We start from the raw sequence: 26,628 nt of genomic DNA, 5'->3' as shown, positions 1-26,628 counted from the left end.
TCAATGAATGAAACTGTTGTCTCTGCGAAGTTTTGTCAGGGCAGAAAAAAGGGCCGGGGACCCTCTCGAGCCCCCGACCCCAGAGGGATCACAATTTGGCGTCCACCCAGGCCGGGACGCTCTCCAGCGCCGCCGGCAGTGCATTGACGTCACTACCGCCGGCCTGGGCCATGTCGGCACGACCGCCGCCCTTGCCGCCGACCTGCCCGGCGACGTGATTGACAAGCTCCCCGGCCTTGACCCTGGCGGTCAGATCATCGGTCACCCCGGCGATCAGGCTGACCTTGCCGGCGGCCTCGTCGGCCACCCCCAGCACGATGATGCCGGAGCCAAGCTTGTTCTTGAGCTGGTCAAGCACGCCACGCAATTCCTTGCCCGACACGCCATCCAGGTGCGTCGCCAGTACCTTGACGCCTTTGACCTCGGTGGCGCTTGCCAGCATGTCGCTGCCGGCGGCGCTGGCGAGCTTGGCCTTGAGCCGCTCGAGCTCCTTCTCCAGGCCGCGATTACGCTCGACCAGGCTGTCGACGCGCTCCTCGAGCTGCTCGGGCTTGGCCTTGAGGCGCTCGGCCACACGCGCAAGGCGCGCCTCCTGTTCGCCGAAGTAGGCCAGCGCCCCCTCACCGGTGATCGCCTCGATCCGCCGCACGCCTGAGGCGATGCCGCTCTCGGCGACGATATGACAGCAGCCGATGTCGCCACTGCGGGCCACGTGGGTACCCCCACACAGCTCGATGGAGAAGTCGTCGGCACCGATGGTCAGCACCCGCACGCTGTCGGCGTACTTGGCCTCGAACAGGGCAGCGGCGCCCTTCTCCTTGGCCTCATCGAGGGTCATGCTCTCGATCCGGGTCGGCGCATTGGCCAGCACCTGCTGGTTGACCAGGCGCTCCACTTCCTTGAGCTGTTCGGCGCTCATCGCCTCGAAGTGGCTGAAGTCGAAACGCAGGCGCTCAGGCGTCACCAGCGAGCCCTTCTGCTGGACATGATCGCCCAGCACAAGACGCAGGGCCTTGTGCAGCAGGTGGGTCGCCGAGTGGTTACGCACCGTCGCCGCACGCAGGCTCTCGTCCACCTGGGGCGTGACCTCGCTGCCGACCACCAGCTCACCTTCGAGCAACACCCCCTGATGCAGGTGATGCCCCGCCTGTTTCTGGGTGTCCTTGACCAGGAACCGTCCGCCCTCGACGTTCAGGTAGCCGGTATCACCGACCTGGCCACCGGACTCGCCGTAGAAGGGGGTGCGGTCCAGCACCACCACGGCGGGATGCTCAGGCGTCAGGCGCTCGAGCGCATTGCCTTCGCTGTCATAGAGCGCGACCACCCTGGCGCTGTCCTCGAGGCGGTCGTAGCCGGTGAACTCGGTCTGGCCCTCGAGCTCGATCGTGGCGCTGTACTCGGCGCCGAACTGGCTGGCCGCCCGGGCCCGCTCACGCTGCGCCTCGAGCTCCCGCTCGAAGCCTTCGGCATCCAGGGTGACGCCACGCTCACGGCAGACATCGGCGGTGAGGTCATAGGGAAAGCCGTAGGTGTCGTAGAGCTTGAACACCGTCTCGCCCGGCAGGGTGTCACCGTCGAGCGCGGCCAGCGCCTGCTCCAGCAGGCCCATGCCATGATCCAGGGTGCGAGCGAACTGCTCTTCTTCCTTCAGCAACACGCGCTCGATCTGTGCGCGAGCCTGGCGCAGTTCCGGGTAGGCCTCGCCCATCTCGGCGTCCAGCGCCGCCACCAGGCGATGGAAGAAGGCTCCCTGGGCGCCCAGCTTGTGACCATGGCGGATTGCCCGGCGAATGATCCGCCTGAGCACGTAACCACGACCTTCGTTGGAAGGCAGCACGCCGTCCGCGATCAGGAAGGCACAGGAACGGATATGGTCGGCGATCACGCGCAGCGACGGCGCCTCCAGGTCGCTCGCACCGGTCGCCTCGGCGGCGGCCTTGAGCAGATTCTGGAACAGGTCGATCTCGTAGTTGGAGTGGACCCCCTGCATGACCGCGGCGATGCGCTCCAGCCCCATGCCGGTATCGATGGACGGCTTGGGCAGCGGCTTCATCTCGCCGCTGGCGTCGCGATCGAACTGCATGAACACCAGGTTCCAGATCTCGATGTAGCGATCACCGTCTTCCTCCGGACTGCCGGGAGGGCCGCCCCACACCTCGGCGCCATGATCGTAGAAGATCTCGGAGCTGGGACCGCAAGGGCCGGTGTCGCCCATCTGCCAGAAGTTGTCTTCGTCCAGCTTGGAGAAGCGCTCGGGATCGATACCGATCTCGTCTTTCCAGATGCGTTCGGCCTCATCATCACTGACGTGGACGGTGACCCACAGCTTCTCCTTGGGCAGTCCCAGCACCTCGGTCAGGAAGGTCCAGGCAAAGCCGATGGCGTCGCGCTTGAAGTAGTCGCCGAAGCTGAAGTTGCCCAGCATCTCGAAGAAGGTGTGATGACGCGCGGTGTAACCGACGTTGTCCAGATCGTTGTGCTTGCCACCGGCGCGCACGCAGCGCTGGGAGGAGGTAGCCCGCACATAGTCCCTGGGGTCACGCCCGAGAAAGACGTCCTTGAACGGCACCATGCCGGCGTTGGTGAACAACAGCGTCGGATCGTTGCCCGGCACCAGCGAACTGGACGGCACGCGGGTATGACCCTGTTCTTCGAAGAACCTCAGAAAGGCCTGTCTGATATCTGCGCTTTTCATGAAATATCCGTGGCGATGAGCGATAGAGCGCGTCGAACCGGCCCACTGCCGTGGCACGCCGGAGCATCCGAGCATGAAACCGCGACCCGGGGCTGTCGCAAAAGGGGACATTATAGCGTAGTTGTCAAGCGACTAAAGTGGGTCGTGCAAAACCGCATCCGAGAAGGCCCGTCTGGCGGCGGTTCAATCATCGCCGAGGGCCCGTATCGCCTCGCGCACATGGTCGAAGTCGAAACCGCGCCCGGCCAGAAAGCGTTCACGTCGAGCACGTTCCCTGGCATCCGCTGGCAGCTCTCGGCCGAAGCGCCGCTCCAGCGCTTCGCTGGCCAGTCGATACCAGTCGACGGACTCCTCGCGCTCCAGTTCCGCCAGCGCCTCCCTGGCCAGCGCTCGATCGACGCCCCTCTGGCCCAGTTCCGCCAGCATCTTCACCGGCCCCTGCCCACGCATCAACCGACCGCGCAGAAAGCTCTCGGCGAAGCGCCGGTCGCTCTGCAGGCCTTGATCGGCAAGCGCTTCCAGGGCCTGGTCAATGTCCTCGAGGGCGTGCCCCTTGGCCAGCAATCGCCCTCGCAGCTCTTCACGGCCGTATTCGCGTCGAGCGAGCAGATCGATGGCGTGCTCGCGTGGGGACATCTGGCTGGCAGCCTTGTGCATGTCATCTCCTGTTGGCACGGGACGGCGAGCACCGACGGCGCGAGCCCCCTTTCACAAACGCCTCGGGCCCCTGTCGAGGGGCCCGAGGAAAGTCGTACGTTGCGACGTCACAGGCCGGCGTGCCGGCCTGCCGCGAGTCGACCTGCTACAGCAGATCGTCGCCAAGGTCGTCGCCAGCGGGCGCCGCGGCTTCCGCTTCCTTCTCGCTCTTCTTCGGCTCCGGCTGGGTCAGCAGCTGGGCACGAATCTGGGACTCGATCTCTTCCATGATGGCCGGGTTGTCCTCGAGGAACTGGGCGGCGTTGGCCTTGCCCTGGCCGATCTTGTTGCCCTGGTAGCTGTACCAGGCGCCGGCCTTGTCCACCAGCTTGCACTGAACGCCAAGGTCCACCACCTCGCCGGCGTGGTAGATGCCCTTGCCGTAGAGGATCTGGAATTCGGCCTGACGGAAGGGCGGCGCCACCTTGTTCTTGACCACCTTGACCCGGGTCTCGTTGCCGGTGACCTCGTCGCCCTGCTTGACCGAGCCGGTACGACGGATATCCAGACGCACGCTCGAGTAGAACTTCAGGGCGTTACCGCCGGTGGTGGTCTCGGGGCTACCGAACATCACCCCGATCTTCATGCGGATCTGGTTGATGAACACCACCATGCAGTTGGCGTTCTTGATATTGCCGGTGATCTTGCGCAGCGCCTGGGACATCAGTCGGGCCTGCAGGCCGACGTGGGAGTCGCCCATCTCGCCTTCGATCTCGGCTCTGGGCGTCAGCGCCGCCACCGAGTCGATGATGATCACGTCGACGCCACCGGAACGCACCAGCATGTCGCAGATTTCCAGCGCCTGCTCACCGGTATCCGGCTGCGACACCAGCAGATCATCCAGATTGACGCCAAGCTTCTCGGCGTAGCTGGGATCGAGGGCATGCTCGGCGTCGATAAAGGCGCAGGTCTTGCCGTCCTTCTGGGCCTGGGCGATCACCGACAGTGTCAGGGTGGTCTTGCCCGAGGACTCTGGACCAAAGATCTCCACCACTCGACCATAGGGCAGACCGCCGATGCCAAGTGCGATATCGAGACCCAACGAGCCGGTGGATACCGACGGCATCACCACCCTGGGAGCGTCTCCCAGACGCATCACCGTACCCTTGCCGAACTGGCGATCGATCTGGGAAAGGGCGGCGTCCAGCGCCTTGCTGCGGTTCTGATCCTGCGCCATTACGGAGCTCCTGTAGACAATGGATCGGGGTCGAGCGCCTTGCCCGAGTCCCCATCGGGCCCTGCGCCGGACCCTGGCAATTACTGTATGACTGAACAGTAGTATGACGAAATTTGCGGACGACGACCAGCCCTTCGAGGTGACGAATCGAGCGCATAGGGCAAATCAATAGTGGATGAGGGGTTGATCGCTGCACCGCCACAGCCGCGGGGCCGGAACGCTTGCGCCCCACGCCCGGCACACGGCGCTGGACGCTACGCCCACGGGCACATCAAGGGGCATCACCGGCAAGGCTCAGGTCAGGCTCTCGAGCCGCCTGATCAGGCCTTCGAGCGCATGGACCACGGCGGCCTGGCGAACCTCATCGCGACCGCCGGCAAAGCGCTGCCGATCGGCCTCGAGCCGCCCGTCGACGGCGAAGGCAAACCACACCGTACCGACAGGCTTTTCAGCGCTGCCGCCATCCGGACCGGCGACGCCACTGACCGAGACGCCAAGTCGGGCACCACTGTCGCGACAAGCGCCCTCTACCATCGCCTCCACCACCGGCTGACTGACGGCGCCATGGGCGTCCAGGGTCTCGCCGGGCACCCCCAGCAGCCGCTGCTTGGCGGCGTTGGAGTAGGTCACGTAGCCGGTCTCGAAGTAGCGTGAACTGCCGGCGATATCGGTAATGGCAGCGGCCACGCCGCCACCGGTACAGGACTCGGCGGCGGTCACCGAGACCCCACGCTCGACACACAACTCACCCAGCCGAATCGCCAGGCGACGAACACGATCGTCTGCATTTGTCATCGCAGGCCCGTCTCTTGTGGTGAAAACAGGGTGTCACGATACGACATCACGACAACAATGACAGGCTCGTCGTCGCCTCGGAAACGTCTTGCCACGACAACCGCGACAACAAGCCGACAGGTACAGCGCCCACCAACGCATCGCGGCGACCGAGGTCGCCGCGACAGTGATACCCGTCATCCAGGCAGGTTCAGCGCTTGGCAATGATCCAGATGGCGTGAACGATACCGGGAATATAGCCCAGCAGGGTCAGCAGGATATTGAGCCAGAAGTGCAGACCAAAGCCCACCTGCAGGAAGACGCCCAGCGGGGGCAGCAGGATCGCGAGAATAATGCGTACAACGTCCATATGACAGCTCCTTTGAATAGTCCGTAAAGACAGTTCCTTGTAGGCGACTCCTTGAGAGAGTCCCGCAAGGGAAGAGAGTTCCTTGAAAATCGCTCCGCACTCACCAGAAAAGGCGTCGACCGATCACCCACAAGGGTAGACGGACACCCTCTGGCCCCACAAATGCTGCATCGTGGATACATCATGCTGACACGCCTGGCCCCCGGGAAGAAAGCCCGAGACGGATCTCGGCACAGCGGTACAGGCGCGCCCTGCGCCCATGCTATCCTTGACGCCTTTCGCCAGCGTCCCTCGCGATGCCGGCCCGCCGCCGACGACTCATCAACATCGCTTCGAGATCCCATGAACGACATGGCCAAGCCCAGCGCCCCCAGCCATACGCCGATGATGACCCAGTACCTGCGGATCAAGCGCGAGCACCCCGAGGTGCTGCTGTTCTACCGCATGGGGGACTTCTACGAGCTGTTCTACGAGGACGCCAAGCGCGCCGCCGCGGCCCTCGACATTACCCTGACCCAGCGCGGGCAGTCCGCCGGCAAGCCGATTCCCATGGCCGGCATTCCCTATCATAGCGCCGAGGGCTACCTGGCACGCCTGGTCAGCGCCGGCGAGTCGGTGGCGATCTGTGAACAGATCGGCGACCCGGCCACCTCCAAGGGACCGGTGGAGCGCAAGGTGGTGCGTATCGTCACCCCCGGCACCCTCCACGACGAAGCCCTGCTCGACGCCCGCCGCGATAACCTGCTGGTGGCGATCGCGCCCCAGGGCGAGCGCATCGGCCTGGCCTGGCTCGAGGTCTCCAGCGGCCGCTTCAGCGTGCTCGAGGTGGAAAGCGAGGCAGAGATGCTGTCGGAGCTGACCCGCCTGGACCCGGCGGAGCTGCTGGTACCGGAAAGTACCGAGCTGCCGCCGGCGCTTGGCGAACGCCGGGGCCTGCGGCGTCAGAGCGACTGGCTGTTCGACCACGAGAGCGCCCATCGGGTGCTGTGTGACCAGTTCGGCGTGCAGGACCTCAAGGGGTTCGGCTGCGCCCACCTGCACGCGGCGATCATCGCCGCCGGGGTACTGGTGGACTACGCCAGAGACACCCAGCGCAGCGCCCTGCCCCATGTCACCGCCATCGGCGTCGAGAGTCGCGACGACACCGTGGTCATCGACGCTGCCAGCCGGCGCAACCTGGAGATCGACACCAACCTTGGCGGGGGCGGCGACAACACCCTGGCCAGCGTGCTCGACACCACCACCACCGCCATGGGCTCACGCCTGCTCAAGCGCTGGCTCAATCGACCGCTGCGTGATCGCGAGCAGGTCATGGGGCGCCAGGCGGCCATCAGCCTGCTGCTCGACCATGACGGCCATGAGCCGCTGCGCGACGACCTCAAGGCGATCGGTGACGTCGAACGCATTCTGGCCCGGGTGGCCCTCAACAGTGCCCGCCCGCGGGACCTGGCACGGCTGCGCGACGCCCTCAACGCCCTGCCGGCACTCGAGGCGAGCCTTGCCGGCTACGCCGACGGCACCACGCTCGACGGCCTGCGCCAGCACATTCGCCCCTTCCCGGAGCTGGCCGAACTGCTGACCCGAGCCCTGGTCGACAATCCTCCCGTGGTGATCCGCGACGGCGGCGTCATCGCCGAAGGCTTCGACGACGAGCTCGACGAGCACCGGGGCCTGGCCGAACACGCCGGGGACTACCTGGTGAAGCTCGAGACCCGCGAACGCTCGCGCACCGGGCTTGCCGGGCTCAAGGTCGGCTACAACAGGGTTCACGGCTACTACATCGAGATCCCCCGTGCCCAGGCCAAGGAGGCCCCGGCCGACTATATTCGCCGCCAGACGCTGAAGAACGCCGAACGCTTCATCATCCCGGAGCTCAAGGAGTTCGAGGACAAGGCGCTGTCGGCCAAGTCCCGCGCCCTGGCCAGGGAAAAACTGCTGTACGACAGCCTGCTCGACAGCCTCAACGCCGAACTTGCCAGGCTCCAGGCGACGGCCAGGGCGCTGGCCGCACTCGACGTGCTGTGCACCCTGGCGGAGCGAGCCCGGGCGCTGGATTTCGTCCGCCCGACGCTGTCAGAGACCCCAGGCTTCGATATCCGCGGTGGTCGCCATCCGGTGGTCGAACAGGTCAGCGACGGCCCCTTCGTGCCCAACGACCTGCGCATGGACGACGATCGCCGCATGCTGGTGATCACCGGCCCCAACATGGGCGGCAAGTCGACCTACATGCGCCAGGCGGCCCTGATCACCCTGCTCGCCCACAGCGGCAGCTTTGTGCCCGCCGACACCGCCACCATCGGCCCGGTGGATCGCATCTTCACCCGCATCGGCTCCAGCGATGACCTGGCCGGCGGGCGCTCCACCTTCATGGTGGAGATGACCGAAACCGCCAATATCCTGCACAACGCCACCGACCACAGCCTGGTGCTGATGGACGAGATCGGCCGGGGCACCAGCACCTTCGACGGCCTGTCACTGGCCTGGGCCAGCGCCGAACACCTGACCCGTACCCGCGCCTTTACCCTGTTCGCCACCCACTACTTCGAGATGACGGCGCTGGCCACAGAGGCGCCGGCGGTGACCAACGTCCACCTGACCGCCGCCGAACACAATGATGGCATCGTCTTCATGCACCGGGTCGAGGACGGCCCCGCGAGCCAGAGCTATGGCCTGCAGGTGGCCCAGTTGGCCGGTGTGCCCCAGACCGTCATCGCCGAGGCACGGACCAAGCTTGCCGCCCTGGAGCAGCAGGAGATCGATCATGGCCGCAGGAGCGCTGATCCGGATGGCGGAAGCCGACACCACCAGTCCGCCCCCCAGCAGGCGGACCTGTTCGCCAGCGCCCCCCACCCTCTGGTGGAAGAACTCGGCGGCCTGGCGGTCGACGACCTCAGTCCACGCCAGGCACTGGAACTGCTGTACCGCTGGAAGTCGGCACTGTGAGGCCCTTGTGAGGCATACTCTTGCCCGATAGCGGCGCGAGGACTAGAATGTGGCACCCAAGGACCGTAGATTATAAAAAGCCATTTCTATATAACATTAAGGCTTAAGACGCGCCGGCATGTTACGCCGGACGCGAAGGTTGCATGGCCTGCATGGGCGCCACGCCGCACGCACGTCACCAACGACCCGGGCGAAAGCCACCACTGTACAGAGAGGCCGGCAAGGCGCTGGCCCGAGGAAGGGAGACTGGCATGACATTCGTCGTCACCGAAAACTGCATCAAGTGCAAGTACACCGACTGTGTCGAGGTCTGCCCGGTGGACTGCTTCTACGAAGGCCCCAATTTCCTGGTGATTCACCCCGACGAATGCATCGACTGCGCCCTGTGCGAGCCGGAATGCCCGGCCGAAGCGATCTACTCGGAGGATGAACTGCCCGAGGGCCAGGAACAGTTCCTGGAGATCAATACCGAGCTGGCGGAGGTGTGGCCCAACATCACCGAGAAGAAGGATCCGCCGGAAGACGCCGAGCAGTGGGACGGCAAGCCGGGCAAGCTGGAAAAGCTCGAGCGCTGAGCCTAGCCGCCAGGCAGTACCTGAACAAACGCGACAGCCGCCTTATCCGGGCGGCTGTCGCGTTTGTGTAACGGCAATCTTGAAGGAGGGTGTCCGGCCCACTCGCCCCCGGACAAGCATCGACCGGCGCGGATTTCTGCCTGACATCGGCGCAGGAAGGACGTGGTGCAATGGCCTTTCGAAGCAGGTGCCCGACAGGCAGGCATAAAAAAAGGCGGCCCGTAGGCCGCCCGCTCCAAGCGTTTCCTTGGGCGGCTCCCTCCGCCCTACTCCCTGAGCGCCCTCCGTGCCCAGAAGCGACTTCCTGTCGCACCAGGCGCGCTCTTGACTCCTGAACGCATCCCGAAAACACCTACCTGAACCGAAGAGTGGCAAGTCCGGCCCATCCGGGTGTCAACCACCGAGGACATCCATGCCCCTTCACTGCCGACGTCGACTCCACCTCCTTGCGGAAACGATGCCGAAACAATGAAGTTTCCGTGGGACAGACGGGCGACTTGCCGCCGCGAAGCCTGACCTCTCGATTCGTGTGGCCATTCTGTCAGTTTCTGGGGTCATCACAAGCACCCTACTTTTCTCACCCATGACGCAGACCGAGAGGGCCTGTCGGAAAAAGCATTGAAAAATCAAGGCGATAAAAAAGGCCCGCAACACGGTTGCGAGCCTTTTCGACGCCAAAATAGTCAATGTCTTACAAGAACTGTAGTCAATCTCTTACAAGACGCGTCGACACTAGCACCATCGGTGCCTTGCCAAGGGCCTACGCCTGCCCCTTGATGGCGGAGCGGCCCGGATAGCTCGCACGCTCACCCAGCTCCTGCTCGATGACCAGCAGACGGTTGTACTTGGCCACACGATCGCTGCGGCACAGAGAGCCGGTCTTGATCTGACCGGCACAGGTGCCCACGGCCAGGTCGGCGATGGTGGTGTCCTCGGTCTCACCGCTGCGGTGGGAGATGACCGCCGTGAAGCCGGCGTCCTGAGCCATGCGAATGGCATCGAGGGTCTCGGACAGGGAGCCGATCTGATTGAACTTGATCAGGATGGAGTTGCCGATGGACTCGTCGATGCCGCGCTTGAGAATGCGGGTGTTGGTCACGAACAGGTCGTCACCCACCAGCTGCACGCGATCGCCGAGCTTGGCGGTCAGCGACTTCCAGCCGTCCCAGTCGGACTCGTCCAGACCATCCTCGATGGACACGATCGGGTACTCGTCGCTGAGGCCCACCAGGTAGTCACCGAAGCCCTCGGCGTCGAAGCTCTTGTCCTCGCCGGCCAGCAGGTACTGCCCGTCCTTGTAGAACTCGCTGGCGGCACAGTCCAGCGCCAGGGTGACGTCCTTGCCCAGCGCGTAACCCGCATCCTCGACGGCCTGCTTGATGACCGCCAGCGCCTCGGCGTTGGAGGCCAGGTTGGGGGCGAAGCCGCCCTCATCACCGACGGCGGTGGCCAGACCACGCGCCGACAGCACCTTCTTCAGCGCATGGAAGATCTCGGCACCGACGCGAAGCCCTTCGCGGAAGCTCGGCGCGCCGACCGGCTGGACCATGAACTCCTGGATGTCGACGTTGTTGTCGGCGTGCTCGCCACCATTGAGGATGTTCATCATCGGCACCGGCATCAGGTACTTGCCCGGCTGGCCGTAGAGCTCGGCGATGTGCGCGTAGAGCGGCACGCCCTTGGCGTTGGCGGCGGCCTTGGCCGCGGCCAGGGAGACCGCCAGGATGGCATTGGCGCCCAGGTTTTCCTTGTTGTCGGTGCCGTCGAGCTCGAGCATGGCATCATCCAGCCCGCGCTGATCGCGTGCGTCCATACCCAGCAGACGCTCACGGATCTTGCCGTTGGCCGCGTCCACCGCCTTCAGCACGCCCTTGCCGAGGTAGCGGCTCTTGTCACCATCACGCAGCTCCAGCGCCTCGCGAGAGCCGGTGGAGGCGCCGCTCGGTGCGCAGGCGACACCGATCGCGCCGCTTTCCAGGCGGACTTCCGCCTGCACGGTGGGGTTGCCGCGAGAGTCCAGCACCTCGAGGGCACGAATATCGACGATCTTGGTCATCTTGAGGATCCTTGTGGGTGAAAAACTCGTGTCAGCGTTGTCGATCCGCCCGGGTGACACCATAGGCCCCAGGGCCAGAACACACGATCCAACGGAGGTAGCGTCAGCGTATCTCGATCGACGGTAGTTTTTTTACTACGTCATCCAGCGCCTTGATCTGCGACAGGAAAGGCTCGAGCTTATCAAGCGGGAGTGCACAGGGGCCGTCGCATTTTGCTGAATCGGGATCGGGATGGGCTTCCAGGAACAACCCGGCGATGCCCACCGCCACCCCGGCCCTGGCCAGGTCCAGCACCTGGGCGCGGCGGCCATCGGCGCTGTCACTGCGCCCGCCCGGGCGCTGCAGCGAGTGGGTCACGTCGAACAGCAGCGGGAAGCCGGTGTCCTTCATCTCGCCGAAGCCGAGCATGTCCACCACCAAGTTGTTGTAGCCGAAGCTCGAGCCGCGCTCGCACAGCAGCAGCCGCTCGTTGCCGGCTTCCTGGAACTTGGTGATGATGTGGCGCATCTCGTGGGGGGCCAGGAACTGCGGTTTCTTGATGTTGACCACCGCACCGGTCTCGGCCATCGCCACCACCAGGTCGGTCTGGCGAGCCAGAAACGCCGGCAGCTGGATGACATCGGCCACCTCGGCCGCCGGTGCCGCCTGGTGCGGTTCGTGGACATCGGTGATCACCGGCACCCCGAAGCGCGACTTGACCTCATCGAGGATCGCGAGCCCCTTGTCCAGGCCGGGACCGCGGTAAGAATGCACCGAGCTGCGGTTGGCCTTGTCGAAGCTGGCCTTGAACACATAGGGGATGTCGAGCTTGCCGGTCACCTCGACGTAAGCCTCGGCGACCTCGAGGGCCAGCTCACGGGATTCGAGCACGTTCATCCCTGCAAACAGCACCAGAGGCAATGAATTGCCGGCCCTCAGGCCGGCAAATTCGATGGTACGCTGGGCGTCTGACATGGCGATCACTCCTGATGCGCGGACTGGGCGCGGGTGCGCTTGGCCTTGTGACCCAGGGCCGCGTTGACGAAGCCGGTGAACAGCGGGTGGCCATCACGCGGCGTCGAGGTGAACTCCGGGTGGAACTGACAGGCCACGTACCAAGGGTGGTCCGGCAGCTCGACCATTTCCACCAGGGAGTTGTCGACGCTGCGTCCGGAGACCACCAGGCCTGCCTTTTCCAGGTCCTCGATGAACTGGTTGTTGACCTCGAAGCGATGACGATGACGCTCGACGATGATGTCGTCACCGTAGGCCTCGCGGGCCTTGGACCCCTTGGCCAGACGGCACTCCTGGCCACCCAGACGCATGGTACCGCCCAGATCGGAGGCCTCGTCACGCACCTCGATCTTGCCCTCGGGGTTGAGCCATTCGGTGATCAGGCCCACCACCGGGTGCTGGGTGTCGTGGGTGAACTCGGTGGAGTCGGCATCGTTCCAGCCGGCCACATGGCGCGCGTACTCGATCACCGCCACCTGCATGCCCAGGCAGATGCCCAGGTAGGGAATGTCGTTCTCGCGGGCGAAACGCGCGGTGGCAATCTTGCCTTCCACACCGCGCTCACCGAAGCCGCCGGGCACCAGGATGGCGTCCTTGCCGGCCAGCCGGTCGGTGCCGTGACGCTCGATGTCCTCGGAGTCGATGTAGTCGACGTTGACCTTCACGCGGGTCTGGATGCCGGCGTGGATCAGCGCCTCGTTCAGAGACTTGTAGGCGTCCAAGAGCTCCATGTACTTGCCGACCATGGCGATGTTCACCGACTTGAGCGGGTTGAGCTTGGCGTCGAGCACCTTGACCCACTCGCTGAGGTCGGCCTCGTCGGCCTCGAGGCGCAACTTGTCGCAGACGATGTCATCGAGCCCATGCTCGTGCAGCATCAGCGGAATCCGATAGATGGTATCGGCGTCCTGCAGCGGTACCACCGCGCGTTCTTCCACGTTGGTGAACAGCGCGATCTTGCGACGCTCGGTCTCTTCCAGCTCGACCTCGCTGCGGCAGATCAGGATATCCGGCTGGATACCGATGGAGCGCAGCTCCTTGACCGAGTGCTGAGTCGGCTTGGTCTTGGTCTCGCCGGCGGTCTGGATGTAGGGCACCAGCGTCAGGTGCATGAAGATGGCGTTGCTGGCGCCCTTCTCGCTGCGAATCTGACGGATGGACTCGAGGAACGGCAGCGACTCGATGTCACCCACGGTGCCACCGATCTCCACCAGTGCCACGTCGAAGCCCTCGCCACCTTCGTAGACACGACGCTTGATCTCGTCGGTGATGTGCGGGATGACCTGTACCGTGCCGCCCAGGTAGTCGCCACGACGCTCCTTGCGCAGCACGTGCTCGTAGACCCGGCCAGTGGTGAAGTTGTTGGACTGGGTCATCTTGGTGCGGATGAAGCGCTCATAGTGGCCCAGGTCCAGGTCGGTCTCGGCGCCATCCTCGGTGACGAACACCTCGCCGTGCTGGAAGGGACTCATGGTGCCCGGATCCACGTTGATGTACGGGTCGAGCTTGAGCATGGTGACCTTGAGGCCGCGAGCCTCGAGAATCGCCGCCAGCGAGGCCGACGCAATGCCCTTGCCAAGAGAGGACACAACGCCGCCGGTCACGAAGATATATCGTGTCATGGAGAACCTGTCGAAACGTGATCGGTAGGCCCGGCAGGAAGCCGCGCCAGGATGGGACGACAGACTAGCAGATATCGACTAACGGCTCAATTTGCACAACAGGAAGTCATCCTGGAGAAACCGCCCCGCCCCTCCGCCATGGTTCTCACAACGGGGGACGGGGCTCGGCAGAGCCTCAGATGTCGAGGTAGTCGAGGATGCCCTCACCGGCCTGGCGACCTTCATAGACCGCAGTCACCACCAGATCGGAGCCGCGCACCATGTCGCCACCGGCAAAGATCTTCTCGTTGGTGGTCTGGAAGGCGAAGCTGCCATGCTCAGGCGCCTTGACCCGGCCACGCTCGTCGACCTCGATGCCCACCGACTCGAACCAGGGCGCCGGGCTCGGCTGGAAGCCGAAGGCGATGACCACGGCGTCGGCGGGGATGATCTCCTCGGAGCCCGGCACCACCTCGGGACGGCGACGGCCGTTCTCGTCGGCTTCGCCCAGGCGGGTACGCACCACCTTGACGCCTTCGACCCGCTCTTCACCGACCACCGCCACCGGCTGACGATTGAACAGGAAGTCCACGCCTTCCTCGCGGGCATTGGCCACCTCACGCCGGGAGCCCGGCATGTTCTCTTCGTCACGGCGGTAGGCGCAGGTCACCTCACGGGCGCCCTGGCGAATGGCGGTACGGTTGCAGTCCATGGCGGTATCGCCACCACCCAGCACCACCACACGCTGACCTTCCAGCGAGACGAAGTCCTCGGGATTCTTCTCGAAGCCCAGGCGGTGGTTGACGTTGGCGATCAGGTAGTCGAGCGCCTTGTGCACCCCGGGCAGGTCCTCGCCGGGGAAGCCACCTTCCATATAGGTATAGGTGCCCATGCCGAGGAACACGGCGTCGTACTTCGCCAACAGATCCTCGAAGGCGACGTCCTTGCCCACCTCGACGTTGAGGCGGAACTCCACGCCCATCTCCTCGAACACCGCACGACGACGTTCCATTACCGTCTTCTCGAGCTTGAATTCGGGGATGCCGAAGGTCAGAAGGCCGCCGATCTCGGCGTACTTGTCGAAGACCACCGGCTTGACGCCGTTGCGCACCAGGATGTCGGCGCAGCCGAGGCCAGCGGGGCCCGCGCCGATGATCGCGACCTTCCTGTCGGTCCAGGTCACCTGGCTCATGTCCGGGCGCCAGCCCATGGCGAAGGCGGTGTCGGTGATGTACTTCTCCACCGAACCAATGGTCACCGCGCCGAAGCCGTCATTGAGGGTGCAGTCACCCTCGCACAGGCGGTCCTGGGGGCACACCCGGCCACACACTTCGGGCAGCGAGTTGGTGCGATGCGACATCTCCGCCGCCTCGAGGATGTTGCCTTCGCTGACCAGCTGCAGCCAGTTGGGAATGTAGTTGTGGACCGGACACTTCCACTCGCAGTAGGGATTACCGCAGTGCAGGCAGCGATGCGCCTGGCTGGCCGCCTCCATGGGCTTGAACGGCTCGTAGATCTCGGCGAACTGGCGGGCGCGGGTGCGCGCCGCCTTCTTCTGCGGATCCTGACGACCGACGTCGATGAACTGAAAGTCGTTGTTCAAACGGTTTGCCATGATGTTCTCCTGCCTTGTTCGGGACGCCGTCGGGTTATTCGGGCTGACGCGTGGACTGGGCCAAGAGGCCATTCAGGCTCGCCGCCTTGGGCTTCACCAGCCAGAAGTGGCGGATGAAGTCGCTGAAGTCCTCGAGGATCGCCTGACCGCGCAATGACCCGGTCTCGGCCACATACTCCTCGATGGTTTCCCTGAGGTGTCTCCGATAGGCCTCCATGGCCTCGGTGTTGACCCGATGGATCTCCACCAGTTCGTGGTTGTAACGGTCGACGAAGCAGCGATCCTCGTCGAGCACGTAGGCGAAGCCGCCGGTCATGCCCGCACCGAAGTTGACGCCGGTCTCGCCGAGCACGCAGACGATGCCGCCGGTCATGTACTCGCAGCAGTGATCGCCCGAGCCTTCGATGACCGCGTGGGCGCCGGAGTTGCGCACGCCGAAGCGCTCGCCGGCGGTACCCGCGGCAAACAGCTTGCCGCCGGTGGCGCCGTACAGGCAGGTGTTGCCGATGATCGCCGTCTTGTGGCTCTCGAACTGACTGCTCTTCGGCGGGGTGATGACGATCTTGCCACCGTTCATGCCCTTGCCGACATAGTCGTTAGCGTCACCTTCCAGGTACAGATTGAGTCCGCGGGCGTTCCACACCCCGAAGCTCTGACCGGCGACACCGGTGAATCGCGCGGTCACCGGCGCGTCGTCAAGACCCGCCTCGCCGTAACGCTTGGCGATGGCGCCGGAAGTCAGCGCACCCACCGAACGATCACAGTTGGTGATGGTGAAGGACACGTCGGCCCCGCCCTTGGACTCGATGGCGTCCTTGAGCGCCTCCAGCACCTCGAGGTTCTTGGCGCCCGGGTCATGGGGCACGTTACGGCTGACCTGGCAATACTGAGGGGCATCTGCCGGCACATGGTCGTTGGCCAGCAACGGCGTCAGGTCAAGCTTGTGCTGCGAAGGCGTCAGCCCCTCGAACACCTCGAGCAGGTCGGTGCGCCCGATCAGGTCGGTGAGCTTGCGCACACCCACCAGCGCCATCAGTTCGCGCACTTCCTCGGCGATGAAGCGGAAGTAGTGCTTGACCATGTCGACGGTGCCACGGAAGTGCTCGTCGCGCAGGTACTGCATCTGGGTGGCGACACCGGTGGCGCAGTTGTTGAGGTGGCAGATACGCAGGTACTTGCAGCCCAGCGCCACCATCGGTGCGGTACCGAAGCCGAAGCTCTCGGCGCCAAGAATCGCCGCCTTGATCACGTCCAGGCCGGTCTTCAGGCCGCCGTCGGTCTGCAGCCGGATCTTGTCGCGCAGGCCGTTTATGCGTAGCGCCTGATGCACCTCCGGCAGGCCCAGCTCCCAGGGTGAACCGGCGTGCTTGATCGAGGTCAGCGGGCTCGCCGCGGTGCCGCCGTCGTAGCCGGACACCGTGATCAGGTCAGCGTAGGCCTTGGCCACGCCGGTGGCGATGGTGCCGATGCCGGGTTCGGAGACCAGCTTGACCGACACCTGGGCGTCGGGATTGACCTGCTTGAGGTCAAAGATCAGCTGGGCCAGGTCCTCGATGGAGTAGATGTCGTGGTGCGGCGGCGGCGAGATCAGGGTCACCCCCGGCACCGAATAACGCAGCCGGGCGATCAACTCGTTGACCTTGCCACCGGGAAGCTGGCCGCCCTCGCCGGGCTTGGCGCCCTGGGCCACCTTGATCTGCAGCACCTCGGCGTTGACCAGGTAGGCCGGGGTGACACCGAAGCGCCCGGAGGCGATCTGCTTGATCTTGGAGCTTCTGATGGTGCCGTAACGCGACGGATCCTCACCACCCTCACCGGAGTTGGAGCGCCCACCGGCCTCGTTCATGGCCTGGGCCAGGGCCTCGTGGGCCTCCGGCGACAGCGCACCCAGCGACATGCCGGCGCTGTCGAAGCGAGGCAGCAGGTCCTCGACCGGTTCGACTTCCTCGAGCGGCAACGCCTCGGCGGCGGGCTTCAGCTTCAGCAGGTCACGGATGGTGGCGGGCGCGCGATCATTGACCAGCTGCGCAAACTTCTTCCACTTGGCGTAGTCGCCCTCCTGCACCGCCTCCTGCAACGCCTTGACCACGTCGGGGTTGTAGGCGTGGTACTCGTGACCATGGACGTACTTCATCAGGCCGCCCTGGGAGATGCCCTTGCGCGGCTTCCAGGCGTCCTTGGCCAGCGCCACCTGGGTCAGCTGGATCTCGTTGAAGCCGGTGCCCTCGATGCGCGAGGCCATGCCGGTGAAGCAAAGATCCATCACCTCGGAGGACAGACCCACCGCCTCGAACAGCTGCGAACCACGGTAGGACGCCAGGGTCGAGATGCCCATCTTGGAGAGGATCTTGAACAGTCCCTTCTGCAGGCCCTTGCGGTAGTTCTCGCGGGCGTCCGCCGGATTGCCGGACAGCTCGCCGGTGCGATGCATGTCGGCCATCACCTGGTAGGCCAGCCACGGATAGACCGCGGTGGCGCCCACTCCGAACAGCACCGCCATCTGGTGGGCGTCACGGGCGTAGCCGGTCTCGACGATCAGGTTGACCCGCGGGCGCAGGGCCTTGCGACCGAGTTCGTTGTGGATCGCGCCCACCGCCAGCGCCGGATGGATCGGCACCTGCCCCTGGGGCAGGTCGGCGTCGGACAGCACCAGGATCACCTTGTTCTCGTGAACCGCCGCCTCGGCCTCGCGACACAGTTCGAGCAGCGCCGCCTTGAGCCCTGTCTGCTCCGGGTCATAGCCCAGCGACAGACGCTGGCTGGCAAAGGCCGGGTCGTCCTGGCCGACCAGAGCGGTGAACTTGCGCGGCGACAGGATCGGGGTCGTCAGCACGATACGGTGGGCGTGCTCCGGGGTCGCCTTGAACACGTTGCGCTCGGCACCGATACAGGTCTCCAGCGACATCACGATGGCTTCGCGCAGCGGATCGATGGCCGGGTTGGTGACCTGGGCGAACTTCTGACGGAAGTAGTCCGACAGCATCCGGTGCTTGCCGGAGAGCACCGCCATGGGGGTGTCGTCGCCCATGGAGCCCACCGCTTCCTGGCCGCTTTCGCCCAGCGGACGCAGCACCTGGTCACGCTCCTCGAAGCTGACCTGGAACATCTTCTGCTGCACCTGAAGGGTGTCGGAGTCCATGTTCTTGAAGGCGGCGAGCTCGGTCAGCGCGGACTCCAGGAACTGAGCCTCCTGCTTGAGCCAGCGCTTGTAGGGATAGGCCGACTTCAGCCGCTCGTCGATGTCGCTGGTGTGCAGCACTTCGCCGGTCTCGGTGTCCACGGCGAGGACCTGACCGGGGCCGACACGGCCCTTGGCCACCACGTCCTCGGGCTTGTAGTCGTAGGTACCGATCTCGGAAGCCAGGGTGATGAAGCCGTTGCGGGTGATCACCCAGCGCGCCGGGCGCAGGCCGTTGCGGTCGAGCATGCACAGGGCCTGACGGCCATCGGTCATGACCACACCGGCGGGACCATCCCAGGGCTCCACGTGCATGGAGTTGTACTCATAGAAGGCACGCAGATCGCCGTCCATGATCTCCACGTTCTGCCAGGCCGGCGGCACCATCATGCGCACCGCCCGATGCAGCTCCATGCCGCCGGTCAGCAGCACCTCGAGCATGTTGTCCATGCTCGAGGAGTCGGAACCGGTGGTATTGACGATCTGGTCGAGGCTGGCGATGTCGGGCAGCCGCTCGGAGACGAAGTTCTCCTTGCGCGAGTTGGCCCAGCCACGGTTGGCCTCGATGGTGTTGATCTCGCCGTTGTGGGCCAGCAGGCGGAACGGCTGAGCCAGCGGCCAGCGCGGCGCGGTGTTGGTGGAGAAACGCTGGTGGAACACGCAGATGGCGGTTTCCAGGCGCTCGTCACCCAGGTCCTGATAGAAGGCCGGCAGGTCCACCGGCATCACCAGTCCCTTGTAGGAGACGACGTCGCTGGACAGCGAGCTGACGTAGAAGTCCGGCTCGTCGATCAGCGCCTGCTCGGCCAGTCGGCGGGCCATGAACAGCGAGACGTCAAAGGCTTCCTCGGCGTCACCGGGCTCGACGAACAGTTGACGGATACGCGGCAGGCACTCCAGCGCCATCGGGCCGCACACGCTGGGGTCCACCGGCACCTCGCGCCAGCCGAGCACCTTGACACCACGCTCTGTCAGGCTCGCCTCGAGCACCTGGCGGGCGCGCTCCTCACGCTGGTCGTCGTCGGGCAGGAAGATCACGCCCACGGCATAGCTGTCGCCCAGTTCGATACCCAGGCTTTCCTTGGCGGCGTGGCGCATGAAGCCGTCGGGCATCTTCAACAGCAGGCCACAGCCGTCACCGGTCTTGCCGTCGGCAGCGATACCGCCACGGTGGGTCATGCAGGTCAGGGATTCGATGGCAGTACTGAGCAGTTCATGGCTAGCCTGCCCTTCCATGTGGGCGATCAGGCCAAACCCGCAGTTGTCACGGAACTCGCCGGGCTGGTGAAGACCTCTGTTCATGGGCGCGCCTCAGGTGAAAGGGTTGTAGTCACAGCATAATCGCGATATTATTATCGGTTTTTCTTTTGATTTTAAGCCCTTAAGGGCTTTCGCTAACTGCACGAAAAATGGGTACCCAGCATAGCCAGCCCCCCGCCCTCGCGCAATCTCCCCGCCGCGCACGCCCCATAAAAAAACACCGTAAATCTGATGCTTGCACCAAGGCTTCGAAAAAAAACCTTATCAGGTCAACGACTTGGAAGCCGTTTCCAGCAAGTCTTGCTGTACGCCTTTCGCCACTAGACTTTAGTCGCAAAAACTGTCGACACCCCATGCCGATCAGGCATACGACATACAGATCCACGCATGAGCGGCGCCTATTCCCCCCATCCCGAAGCCGTCGACAGCACCTCGTACCGCACTCCGTGAAGCCCTGTTCGGCCAATACCTGTCCCGTCTCTTGCCGTTCCTTTCCACGCCAAAGCCACGCCAAAGCCACGCCAAAGCCACCCGTGCCAACCAAAGCCAACCTTGCAGCTCGGCGTGCCCCAGACACGACAACGCCCGCGCAAGGCGGGCGTCGCAGTCGATACGCTGGAGACTGGCATCATCAGGCCCGCGGGTAGGCCTCGATGCATTCGCCGAGCAGCGCCGGCGGGGTCTGATCGTAGACGCAGGCCTCACCGAGCGCGCGCATCAGCACCAGGCGCATGCGGTCATCGGTATTTTTCTTGTCGAGCTTCATGCGCGACACGAAATCCTCAACCGTCATTTCCCTGGGCGCCGCCACCGGCAGACCCGCCCGCTCGATCACTCGACGGGTGCGCGTCACATCGGCCTGCTCGATAAAGCCCTGGCGCATCGACAGGTCCGCCGCCATCAGCATGCCCACACCCACCGCCTCGCCGTGCAGCCAGGTGCCATAACCCATGTAGGCCTCGATGGCGTGCCCGAAGGTGTGCCCCAGATTCAAAAGCGCCCGCACGTCCTGCTCGGTCTCGTCGAGGGCGACGATCTCGGCCTTGATCGCGCAACTACGTTCGATGGCCTTGGCGAGCACAACATCGTCGAGGTCACGCAGCGCAGCCATCTCATCTTCCAGCCAGCCGAGAAAGTCACTGTCATGGATCAGTCCGTACTTGATCACCTCGGCAAGACCCGCGGACAGCTCCCGCTCGGGCAGGGTCGAGAGCGTGGCGGTATCGATCAGCACTGCGCGGGGCTGCCAGAAGGCGCCAATCATGTTCTTGCCCAGCGGATGATTGACCCCGGTCTTGCCCCCTACCGAAGAATCCACCTGGGACAGCAGAGTGGTGGGCACCTGGATAAAGGAGATGCCGCGCTGGTAGGACGCCGCGGCGAAGCCGACCATATCGCCGATCACCCCGCCGCCCAGCGCCACCAGCGTGGCCTTGCGGTTGAAACCGGCCTCCAGCAGGGCGTCCCAGATGCGCGAGACGCCATCGACATTCTTGTGGGCTTCACCATCCGGCAGCACCAGGGTCTCTATCCTGAGGCGGTCGTCGGCCGCTGACAGCGCCGAGGTCAACCGCTCGAGATAGTGCGCGGCAACGGTGTCGTTGGTCACCACCATCACCTGGCGACCACTGAGATAGGAGGCCAGACGCTCACCGTCATCGACCAGCCCCGGTCCGATATGGATGGGGTAGCTGCGATCGCCCAGGGCGACGGTCAGGGTCAAGGGATTCACGGACGTGGGTGTGCTCATGATGAGGCCTTGCAGGTGAGAGGGTCGAGGAGGCGATGGACGCGACGAACGATATCGTTGACCACCGAGCGCGGCCCGCGGCGGTCGGTGCGGATCACCAGGTCCGCGGTGGCGCGATACAGCGGGTCACGCAGGGCGAACATGTCGCGCAGCAGTTGCTCGCGATCGCCGCGCTGCAGAAGCGGCCGGTTGCGATCCTTGGCGGTGCGCTTCAACTGCTGCTCCACGGTAGTGAACAGATAGATGACGGTACCGCCCTCGCGGATACGCTGGCGATTTTCCTCGCGCAGCACCGCGCCGCCGCCAGTGGCGATCACTACCTTGTCGTAGTCCACCAGCTCGCTGATCATGGCGCTTTCCCTGTCACGAAAGCCGCTCTCGCCCTCGACATCGAATATCCAGGGGATATCCGCGCCACAGCGTGACTGAATCTCGTGGTCACTGTCGTAGAACGGACGTGACAATTCGGCCGCCAGCAGGCGGCCGATGGTGCTCTTTCCCGCCCCCATGGGGCCTATCAGAATCAGGTTGGGTACTTCCTGCATCAGTGAGTCGCCAGGCCGTCGTCGAGTATCCGGGGAGTGATGAATACCAACAACTCTACCTTATCGTTGACGTCCTCGGTATAGCGAAACAGCTTTCCCAGCCAGGGGATATCGCCAAGCCAGGGCGTCTTGTACAGCGTATGCAGCTGCTGGGTGGTGAGAATCCCCCCCAGCACCACGGTCTCGCCGTCCTCGACCAGCACCTGGGTCTGGATCTCGTTCGTATCGATGGCCGGCTCGCCGTCGAAGCTCTGCTCGGCCAGGGTGTCATTGTTGATGGTCAGATCCATGACGATGCGGTCATCGCTGGTAATCTGCGGGGTGACCTCAAGCGCCAGCACCGCCTCCTTGAACTCCACGTTGGTGGCACCGCTGGAGGTGGACTCCTGGTAGGGGATCTCCTTGCCCTGCTTGATCAGGGCGGTGTGCTGATTGGCGGTAATCACCCGCGGCTCGGAGATGGTCTGGCTCTTGCCCTCGCTCTCCAGCGCATGCAACTCCAGATCCAGCAGCACATCCCCGGCCAGATAGCCGAACTTGAAAGAGCTTCCCGGATCCAGGGCATCGCCCAGATCCACCCCCAGGCCACCGTAGGCATCCCCTCGATTGCCGAAGACCCCATCACCGATCTGTACCGATTCACCCAGCGCCCCGGACAGGGCACCGTCCCCGCTCCCCACAGGCAACTTGTCGTGGCGGCTGCGCGCGCCCCAGTTGACGCCAATCTCCTCGGCGGTGTTGTCTCGGGCCACCACGATGCGCGCCGAAATCTGCACCTGGCGTACCGGCACATCCAGGCGCGCCAGGGTCCAGCGAATCTCGTCAAGCTGACTGGCCACGTCCTGGACCAGCAGGGTATTGGTGCGCGGATCGGTGGCCACGCGCCCGCGATCGGACAACAGCCCGAAACCGTTCTCGCCACGCAGCAAGGCGGCGAGCTCCGCCGCCTTGGCATAGCGCACTTCGATGTGTTCGGTCACCAGGGGCTCAAGCTCGTCCAGCCGCGAGGCCGCCTCGAGCTTGAGGCGATCACGCTCGGCCAGTTCCGAGGCCGGCGCCACCAGCAGGATGTCGCCCTGCCGACGACTATCGAGCCCCTGGCTCTCCAGCACCATGTCCAGCGCCTGGTCCCAGGGCACCGCTTCCAGGTTCAGGGTCACCCGCCCAGCGACGCTATCACTGGCGACGATATTGAGGCCGGTGAAGTCACTCAACACCGACAGCACCGAGCGCACCTCGACATCCTGAAAGTTCAGAGTGATCGGCGCGCCCTGATAGCCCTCGCCCTGCGCCCAGCCCGGCGACACCAGCAGCACACCGACCACCAGCCCCACCAGCCACCGCGCGATCGCCTGCCCAGGCGAAAACGCCGATTCGCCTGTCCGACATGAACCGATATCAGGTCGCCTGCTCACTCGCCTACCCTCATGACACGCTCCTTCCAGCGATAGTCCTTGCCTGCAACCGCCTCCAGCCTGACGGCCTCAGCGCTGATCGCCGCGACCCTGGCGGGCGGATTGGCCAGCATCTCCCCTTGCGCCACCCGATAGAGATGACCATCGGGCGCCTCGAACAGCGCCCAATGCCGCTGCCCTCGACCCAGCACTCCCACCAGTTCAAGTTCGTCCAGGGAAAAGGCAGCAAGACCGCTGCCTTGCCCAAACCGCTGACCGCCGAAGCCCTGGCCCTCGAAGCGAAAGGGGCTTCTCGCGTTGGCGTAGCGATACTGAAGCACCGGCAGGCTCACCACCTCGGGCAACGCTACCGGCCGCCGATCGAGCTCCGGCGCCAGCGCCTCGGCCAGACGCCGATCCAGGGCGTCGAGGTCCGCCTGCTGGCAACCCGTCAGGGCCACACCCAACAAGGCGCCCATCAGCACGCCCACCAGCCGGCGCCGCCTCATGAATCCTCCACCAGCGCATCGGCGGCATCCGGCGTCGAATCCGCGACGCGCGCGCCGTCACCAATACTGTAGGTCTGCGCCAGCGCGTGCAGCTCAAGCCCTCCCTCGACCGGCGACAGGCTGAAATCGTGCAACGTCACCAGTCGGGGCAGGTTGGCCAGATCAGCCACGAAACCACCGATGGCGTGGTAGTCGCCCCGCACCCGCAGATCAAAAGGCCGCTCGACATAAAGCTCCAGGGGGCGCGCCGGCCTCAGTTCGAGCTCCTCCAGCGATAGCCCGCGACGCTTGGCCACCTGGCCGATGCCTTCCAACAGCGATGGGATGGCGGCGCCATCCGGCAACATGCGCCGCCGCTCGCTGACACGCTGATCGAGATCCACCAACAGCCGCTTGAGGCGATCAAGCTCCGCCAACTCGCGTGCGCGACCTTCGAAGTCGGCAACCACCTCTCGCTCCTGACGCTGCAGCTCCACCAGACGCTGTGACAGGGGATGCAGATAGCCCACCACCATGGCCACCAGGGCGAGCACGAAAGCCAGGATCGCCACCAGGGTCCGCAGCGACATCGGCCAGCGCCCGGCCTCACTCAGCTCCAGCCGACGCCAGTCCAGCGCCTTGAGCCGGCGCCACTCATCGAGCCAGCGCTCACGCCAGCTGACGTCACCGCCCTGCTCTGAATTCATGGCAAGGGCTCAAGCGCCGGCAATGCCGCGAGGGTCATCTCCAGCGCAAAATGCTGATAGCCCTGCTCGGCCCCCACCCGCGACAAGAGTGGTTCGGCAAAGACCTGCGCTCGCTCGAGGGAGCGCAGCTGCTCGACCAGCCTGGCGCTGTCCACGGCCTCGCCCTCGAGCATCAATCTGTCGCCGATGCGCTCGACACGCTGATAGCGGACCCCCGGCGCCAGGGTGGCTGCCAGGGCGTTGACCACCGCAAGCGTCTGGCGCCGCTCGTCCTGCAGCCGCTCGAGCAACGCCTGTTCCTGATCCAGCAATGAGAGCTGGCGTTCGAGATCTACCATCTCGGCGGACTTTTCTTCCAGACGCTCGACGGCAGCGGCGACATGTCGCTGGCGGGCCTCCATCTGCCTCAACCCCCACTGCAGCCAGAGCGTCGCCATCAACGCGAGCCCGACACCCGCCAACGCCGACAGCGCCACCGCCAGCCAGAAGCGTCGCGTGCGCCTGGCGCGAGCGGCCTCGCGCCAGTCAAGCAGATTGACCTGGACCTCGTTGATCGTCACATCTTTCATGGTCGTCCTCGCATGGCCAGGCCGCAGGCGGTCAGCAGGGCCGGCGCTTCGCCGCGTAGTGCCGCCGCGTCCAGCGATGGCTTGAGCGCCATCCCCTCCAGCGGGTCCACCTGGCTGACCGGCAGGCCGAGGGCCTGGCTCAGACGATCGGCAAGCCCCGCGACCAGGCTGCCACCTCCCGTCAACAGCAGTCGCTCGAGCGGGCGCACATGGTCCGACACCTGATACAGCTGCAACGATCGCTGGATGTGCTCCACCAGGGTCTCGACGAAGGGCCCCAGCACCGTCTGCGAATAGTCGTCCGGCAAACCGCCCCGTTTCTTGCCGAAGCCGGCCTCATCCATGCCGATACCGTAGTGACGCTGGATCGCTTCGGTGAGCTGCATGCCGCCGAACAGGCTGTCATGGCTGTAGACGATGCGCCCGGCCACCACCACGTGCAGCGTGTTGAGGTAGGCGCCCACGTCCACCAGGGCCAGGGCGCCGTCCCCCAGTCGGCGACGACGGCAAAGGCCAGCGATGGCCCGCTCGATGGCGAAGCTCTCGACATCCACCGCCGCAGGCATGAGCCCGCTGGCCTCCAGCGCCTGGGTCAATTGCTCGACGTCCTGGCGACGACAGGCCACCAGCAGTACCTCCTGCCACTGCGGATCGTCGGAGCAGCGCCCCAGGCGATAGAAGTCAAAGGCCACCTCACGGAACGGAAACGGTATGTGCTTGTCTGACTCCCATTCGATACGGGCCTCGATCTCTTCATCATCGAGCGCTGCCGGATAGCGCAGTACCCGGGTTATCGCCGCGCGGGATGGCACCGCCACGGCGGCCTCTCGACTCCCTGGAGAGGCCAGCTCGACCACCCGCGACAGCACCTCGATGACCTCGCCCATATCACGTATGCGGCGCTCCACCACGGCCCCTTGACGCAGCGGTCTGACCGCGTAGCCGGCCACGCGGTGGCCGGCGTCGTCCTCCACCAGCTCGATCAACTTGACCGAGGCGGAGGTGATATCGACACCGACCAGACCCTTGTCCTTCGAGGAAAACCACATGAGCCCATCACACTGCCACCATGGCACCGCGCCCGATGCACGACGCTGTGGCGCCAGCCTAGCCAAAACCGGGCCGGGCCTTACTGATCCATGACGGCACTTTGTGCAACAAGACGGGCAATTCGTCACAATGGTGGTGACAGGCCCTCCCAGTTCCTATAATGGCCGACGCAAAGGACTGCCTTACCCCAT

18 protein-coding genes and 1 pseudogene are annotated in these 26,628 nt (G+C 64.8%); 2 read left to right on the top strand and 17 right to left on the bottom strand.

Going from position 1 to position 26,628, the window contains the following annotated elements; all coding sequences use genetic code 11:
- Positions 1 to 88: 88 nt before the first annotated feature.
- The 5 genes from alaS to NFH97_RS12620 form a co-directional block, all read right to left on the bottom strand.
- Positions 89 to 2,695 (bottom strand): alanine--tRNA ligase, encoded by a 2,607-nt coding sequence (gene alaS / locus NFH97_RS12640; RefSeq protein ID WP_222570022.1) that lies wholly within the window; start codon positions 2,693 to 2,695, stop codon positions 89 to 91.
- Between the two features lie 183 nt (positions 2,696 to 2,878).
- The gene (locus tag NFH97_RS12635; protein WP_349624890.1) at positions 2,879 to 3,352 is read right to left on the bottom strand and encodes a regulatory protein RecX; all 474 of its coding nucleotides are present in this window, start codon (positions 3,350 to 3,352) and stop codon (positions 2,879 to 2,881) included.
- A 145-nt stretch (positions 3,353 to 3,497) separates the two neighbouring features.
- Entirely contained in the window at positions 3,498 to 4,568 is a 1,071-nt protein-coding gene (gene recA, locus NFH97_RS12630; protein ID WP_045991129.1) for a recombinase RecA, read from the bottom strand.
- A 294-nt stretch (positions 4,569 to 4,862) separates the two neighbouring features.
- Positions 4,863 to 5,363, bottom strand: a complete 501-nt coding sequence (locus tag NFH97_RS12625; protein WP_045991130.1) for a CinA family protein — start codon at positions 5,361 to 5,363, stop codon at positions 4,863 to 4,865.
- Positions 5,364 to 5,553: 190 nt separating this feature from the next.
- Positions 5,554 to 5,712 carry a YqaE/Pmp3 family membrane protein gene (locus tag NFH97_RS12620; RefSeq protein WP_045991131.1) on the bottom strand — a complete coding sequence of 53 codons (159 nt, stop codon included), beginning with the start codon at positions 5,710 to 5,712 and terminating at the stop codon, positions 5,554 to 5,556.
- Positions 5,713 to 6,054: 342 nt separating this feature from the next.
- Between NFH97_RS12620 and mutS the strand changes: the two genes are divergently transcribed.
- Both mutS and fdxA read left to right on the top strand, forming a co-directional pair.
- Complete coding sequence (gene mutS, locus NFH97_RS12615; RefSeq protein ID WP_502878691.1) at positions 6,055 to 8,655, top strand: DNA mismatch repair protein MutS; 2,601 nt, start codon at positions 6,055 to 6,057, stop codon at positions 8,653 to 8,655.
- Between the two features lie 251 nt (positions 8,656 to 8,906).
- Entirely contained in the window at positions 8,907 to 9,230 is a 324-nt protein-coding gene (gene fdxA / locus NFH97_RS12610) for a ferredoxin FdxA (RefSeq protein WP_045991132.1), read from the top strand.
- Positions 9,231 to 9,990: 760 nt separating this feature from the next.
- On the opposite strand, the gene eno is transcribed toward fdxA, so the two are convergent.
- The 12 genes and pseudogenes from eno to pilM all read right to left on the bottom strand — a co-directional run bounded on the left by eno (position 9,991) and on the right by pilM (position 26,436).
- On the bottom strand, positions 9,991 to 11,286 hold the full coding sequence (gene eno, locus NFH97_RS12605; RefSeq protein ID WP_108132316.1) for a phosphopyruvate hydratase: 1,296 nt from the start codon (positions 11,284 to 11,286) through the stop codon (positions 9,991 to 9,993).
- Positions 11,287 to 11,389: 103 nt separating this feature from the next.
- Complete coding sequence (gene kdsA, locus NFH97_RS12600; RefSeq protein ID WP_108449773.1) at positions 11,390 to 12,241, bottom strand: 3-deoxy-8-phosphooctulonate synthase; 852 nt, start codon at positions 12,239 to 12,241, stop codon at positions 11,390 to 11,392.
- A gap of 5 nt (positions 12,242 to 12,246) precedes the next feature.
- Positions 12,247 to 13,902, bottom strand: a complete 1,656-nt coding sequence (gene pyrG / locus NFH97_RS12595; RefSeq protein WP_045991135.1) for a CTP synthase — start codon at positions 13,900 to 13,902, stop codon at positions 12,247 to 12,249.
- Between the two features lie 175 nt (positions 13,903 to 14,077).
- Positions 14,078 to 15,496 (bottom strand): glutamate synthase small subunit GltD family protein, encoded by a 1,419-nt coding sequence (locus tag NFH97_RS12590; RefSeq protein ID WP_045991136.1) that lies wholly within the window; start codon positions 15,494 to 15,496, stop codon positions 14,078 to 14,080.
- Positions 15,497 to 15,530: 34 nt separating this feature from the next.
- Positions 15,531 to 19,976 (bottom strand): glutamate synthase large subunit, encoded by a 4,446-nt coding sequence (gene gltB / locus NFH97_RS12585; protein WP_349624889.1) that lies wholly within the window; start codon positions 19,974 to 19,976, stop codon positions 15,531 to 15,533.
- Between the two features lie 589 nt (positions 19,977 to 20,565).
- Positions 20,566 to 21,684, bottom strand: coding sequence for a 3-dehydroquinate synthase (gene aroB / locus NFH97_RS12580; protein WP_045991138.1), 1,119 nt, complete (start codon positions 21,682 to 21,684; stop codon positions 20,566 to 20,568).
- A complete protein-coding gene (aroK, locus tag NFH97_RS12575; protein WP_045991139.1) occupies positions 21,681 to 22,229 on the bottom strand; it encodes a shikimate kinase AroK in 549 nt (182 codons plus the stop codon). Before aroK ends, aroB begins: the two co-directional genes overlap by 4 nt.
- A pseudogene (locus NFH97_RS12570) lies at positions 22,229 to 23,518 on the bottom strand (type IV pilus secretin PilQ); the annotation flags it as partial. The gene aroK and the pseudogene NFH97_RS12570, both read right to left, overlap by 1 nt.
- 122 nt (positions 23,519 to 23,640) lie before the next feature.
- Entirely contained in the window at positions 23,641 to 24,132 is a 492-nt protein-coding gene (locus NFH97_RS12565) for a pilus assembly protein PilP (protein ID WP_108132312.1), read from the bottom strand.
- Positions 24,129 to 24,818 (bottom strand): type IV pilus inner membrane component PilO, encoded by a 690-nt coding sequence (locus NFH97_RS12560; RefSeq protein WP_108449768.1) that lies wholly within the window; start codon positions 24,816 to 24,818, stop codon positions 24,129 to 24,131. Before NFH97_RS12560 ends, NFH97_RS12565 begins: the two co-directional genes overlap by 4 nt.
- Complete coding sequence (locus NFH97_RS12555; protein ID WP_222570016.1) at positions 24,815 to 25,387, bottom strand: PilN domain-containing protein; 573 nt, start codon at positions 25,385 to 25,387, stop codon at positions 24,815 to 24,817. The genes NFH97_RS12560 and NFH97_RS12555 overlap by 4 nt, the downstream gene beginning before the upstream one ends.
- Positions 25,384 to 26,436, bottom strand: a complete 1,053-nt coding sequence (gene pilM, locus NFH97_RS12550) for a type IV pilus assembly protein PilM (RefSeq protein WP_045991143.1) — start codon at positions 26,434 to 26,436, stop codon at positions 25,384 to 25,386. The genes NFH97_RS12555 and pilM overlap by 4 nt, the downstream gene beginning before the upstream one ends.
- Positions 26,437 to 26,628 lie beyond the last annotated feature (192 nt).

Source organism: Halomonas sp. SCS19, from assembly GCF_040147015.1.
In the GTDB taxonomy this organism is placed as follows: domain Bacteria; phylum Pseudomonadota; class Gammaproteobacteria; order Pseudomonadales; family Halomonadaceae; genus Halomonas; species Halomonas litopenaei.
The sequence above is the reverse complement of the archived record's forward strand: the minus strand, read 5'-3'. Positions and strand labels throughout refer to the sequence as shown.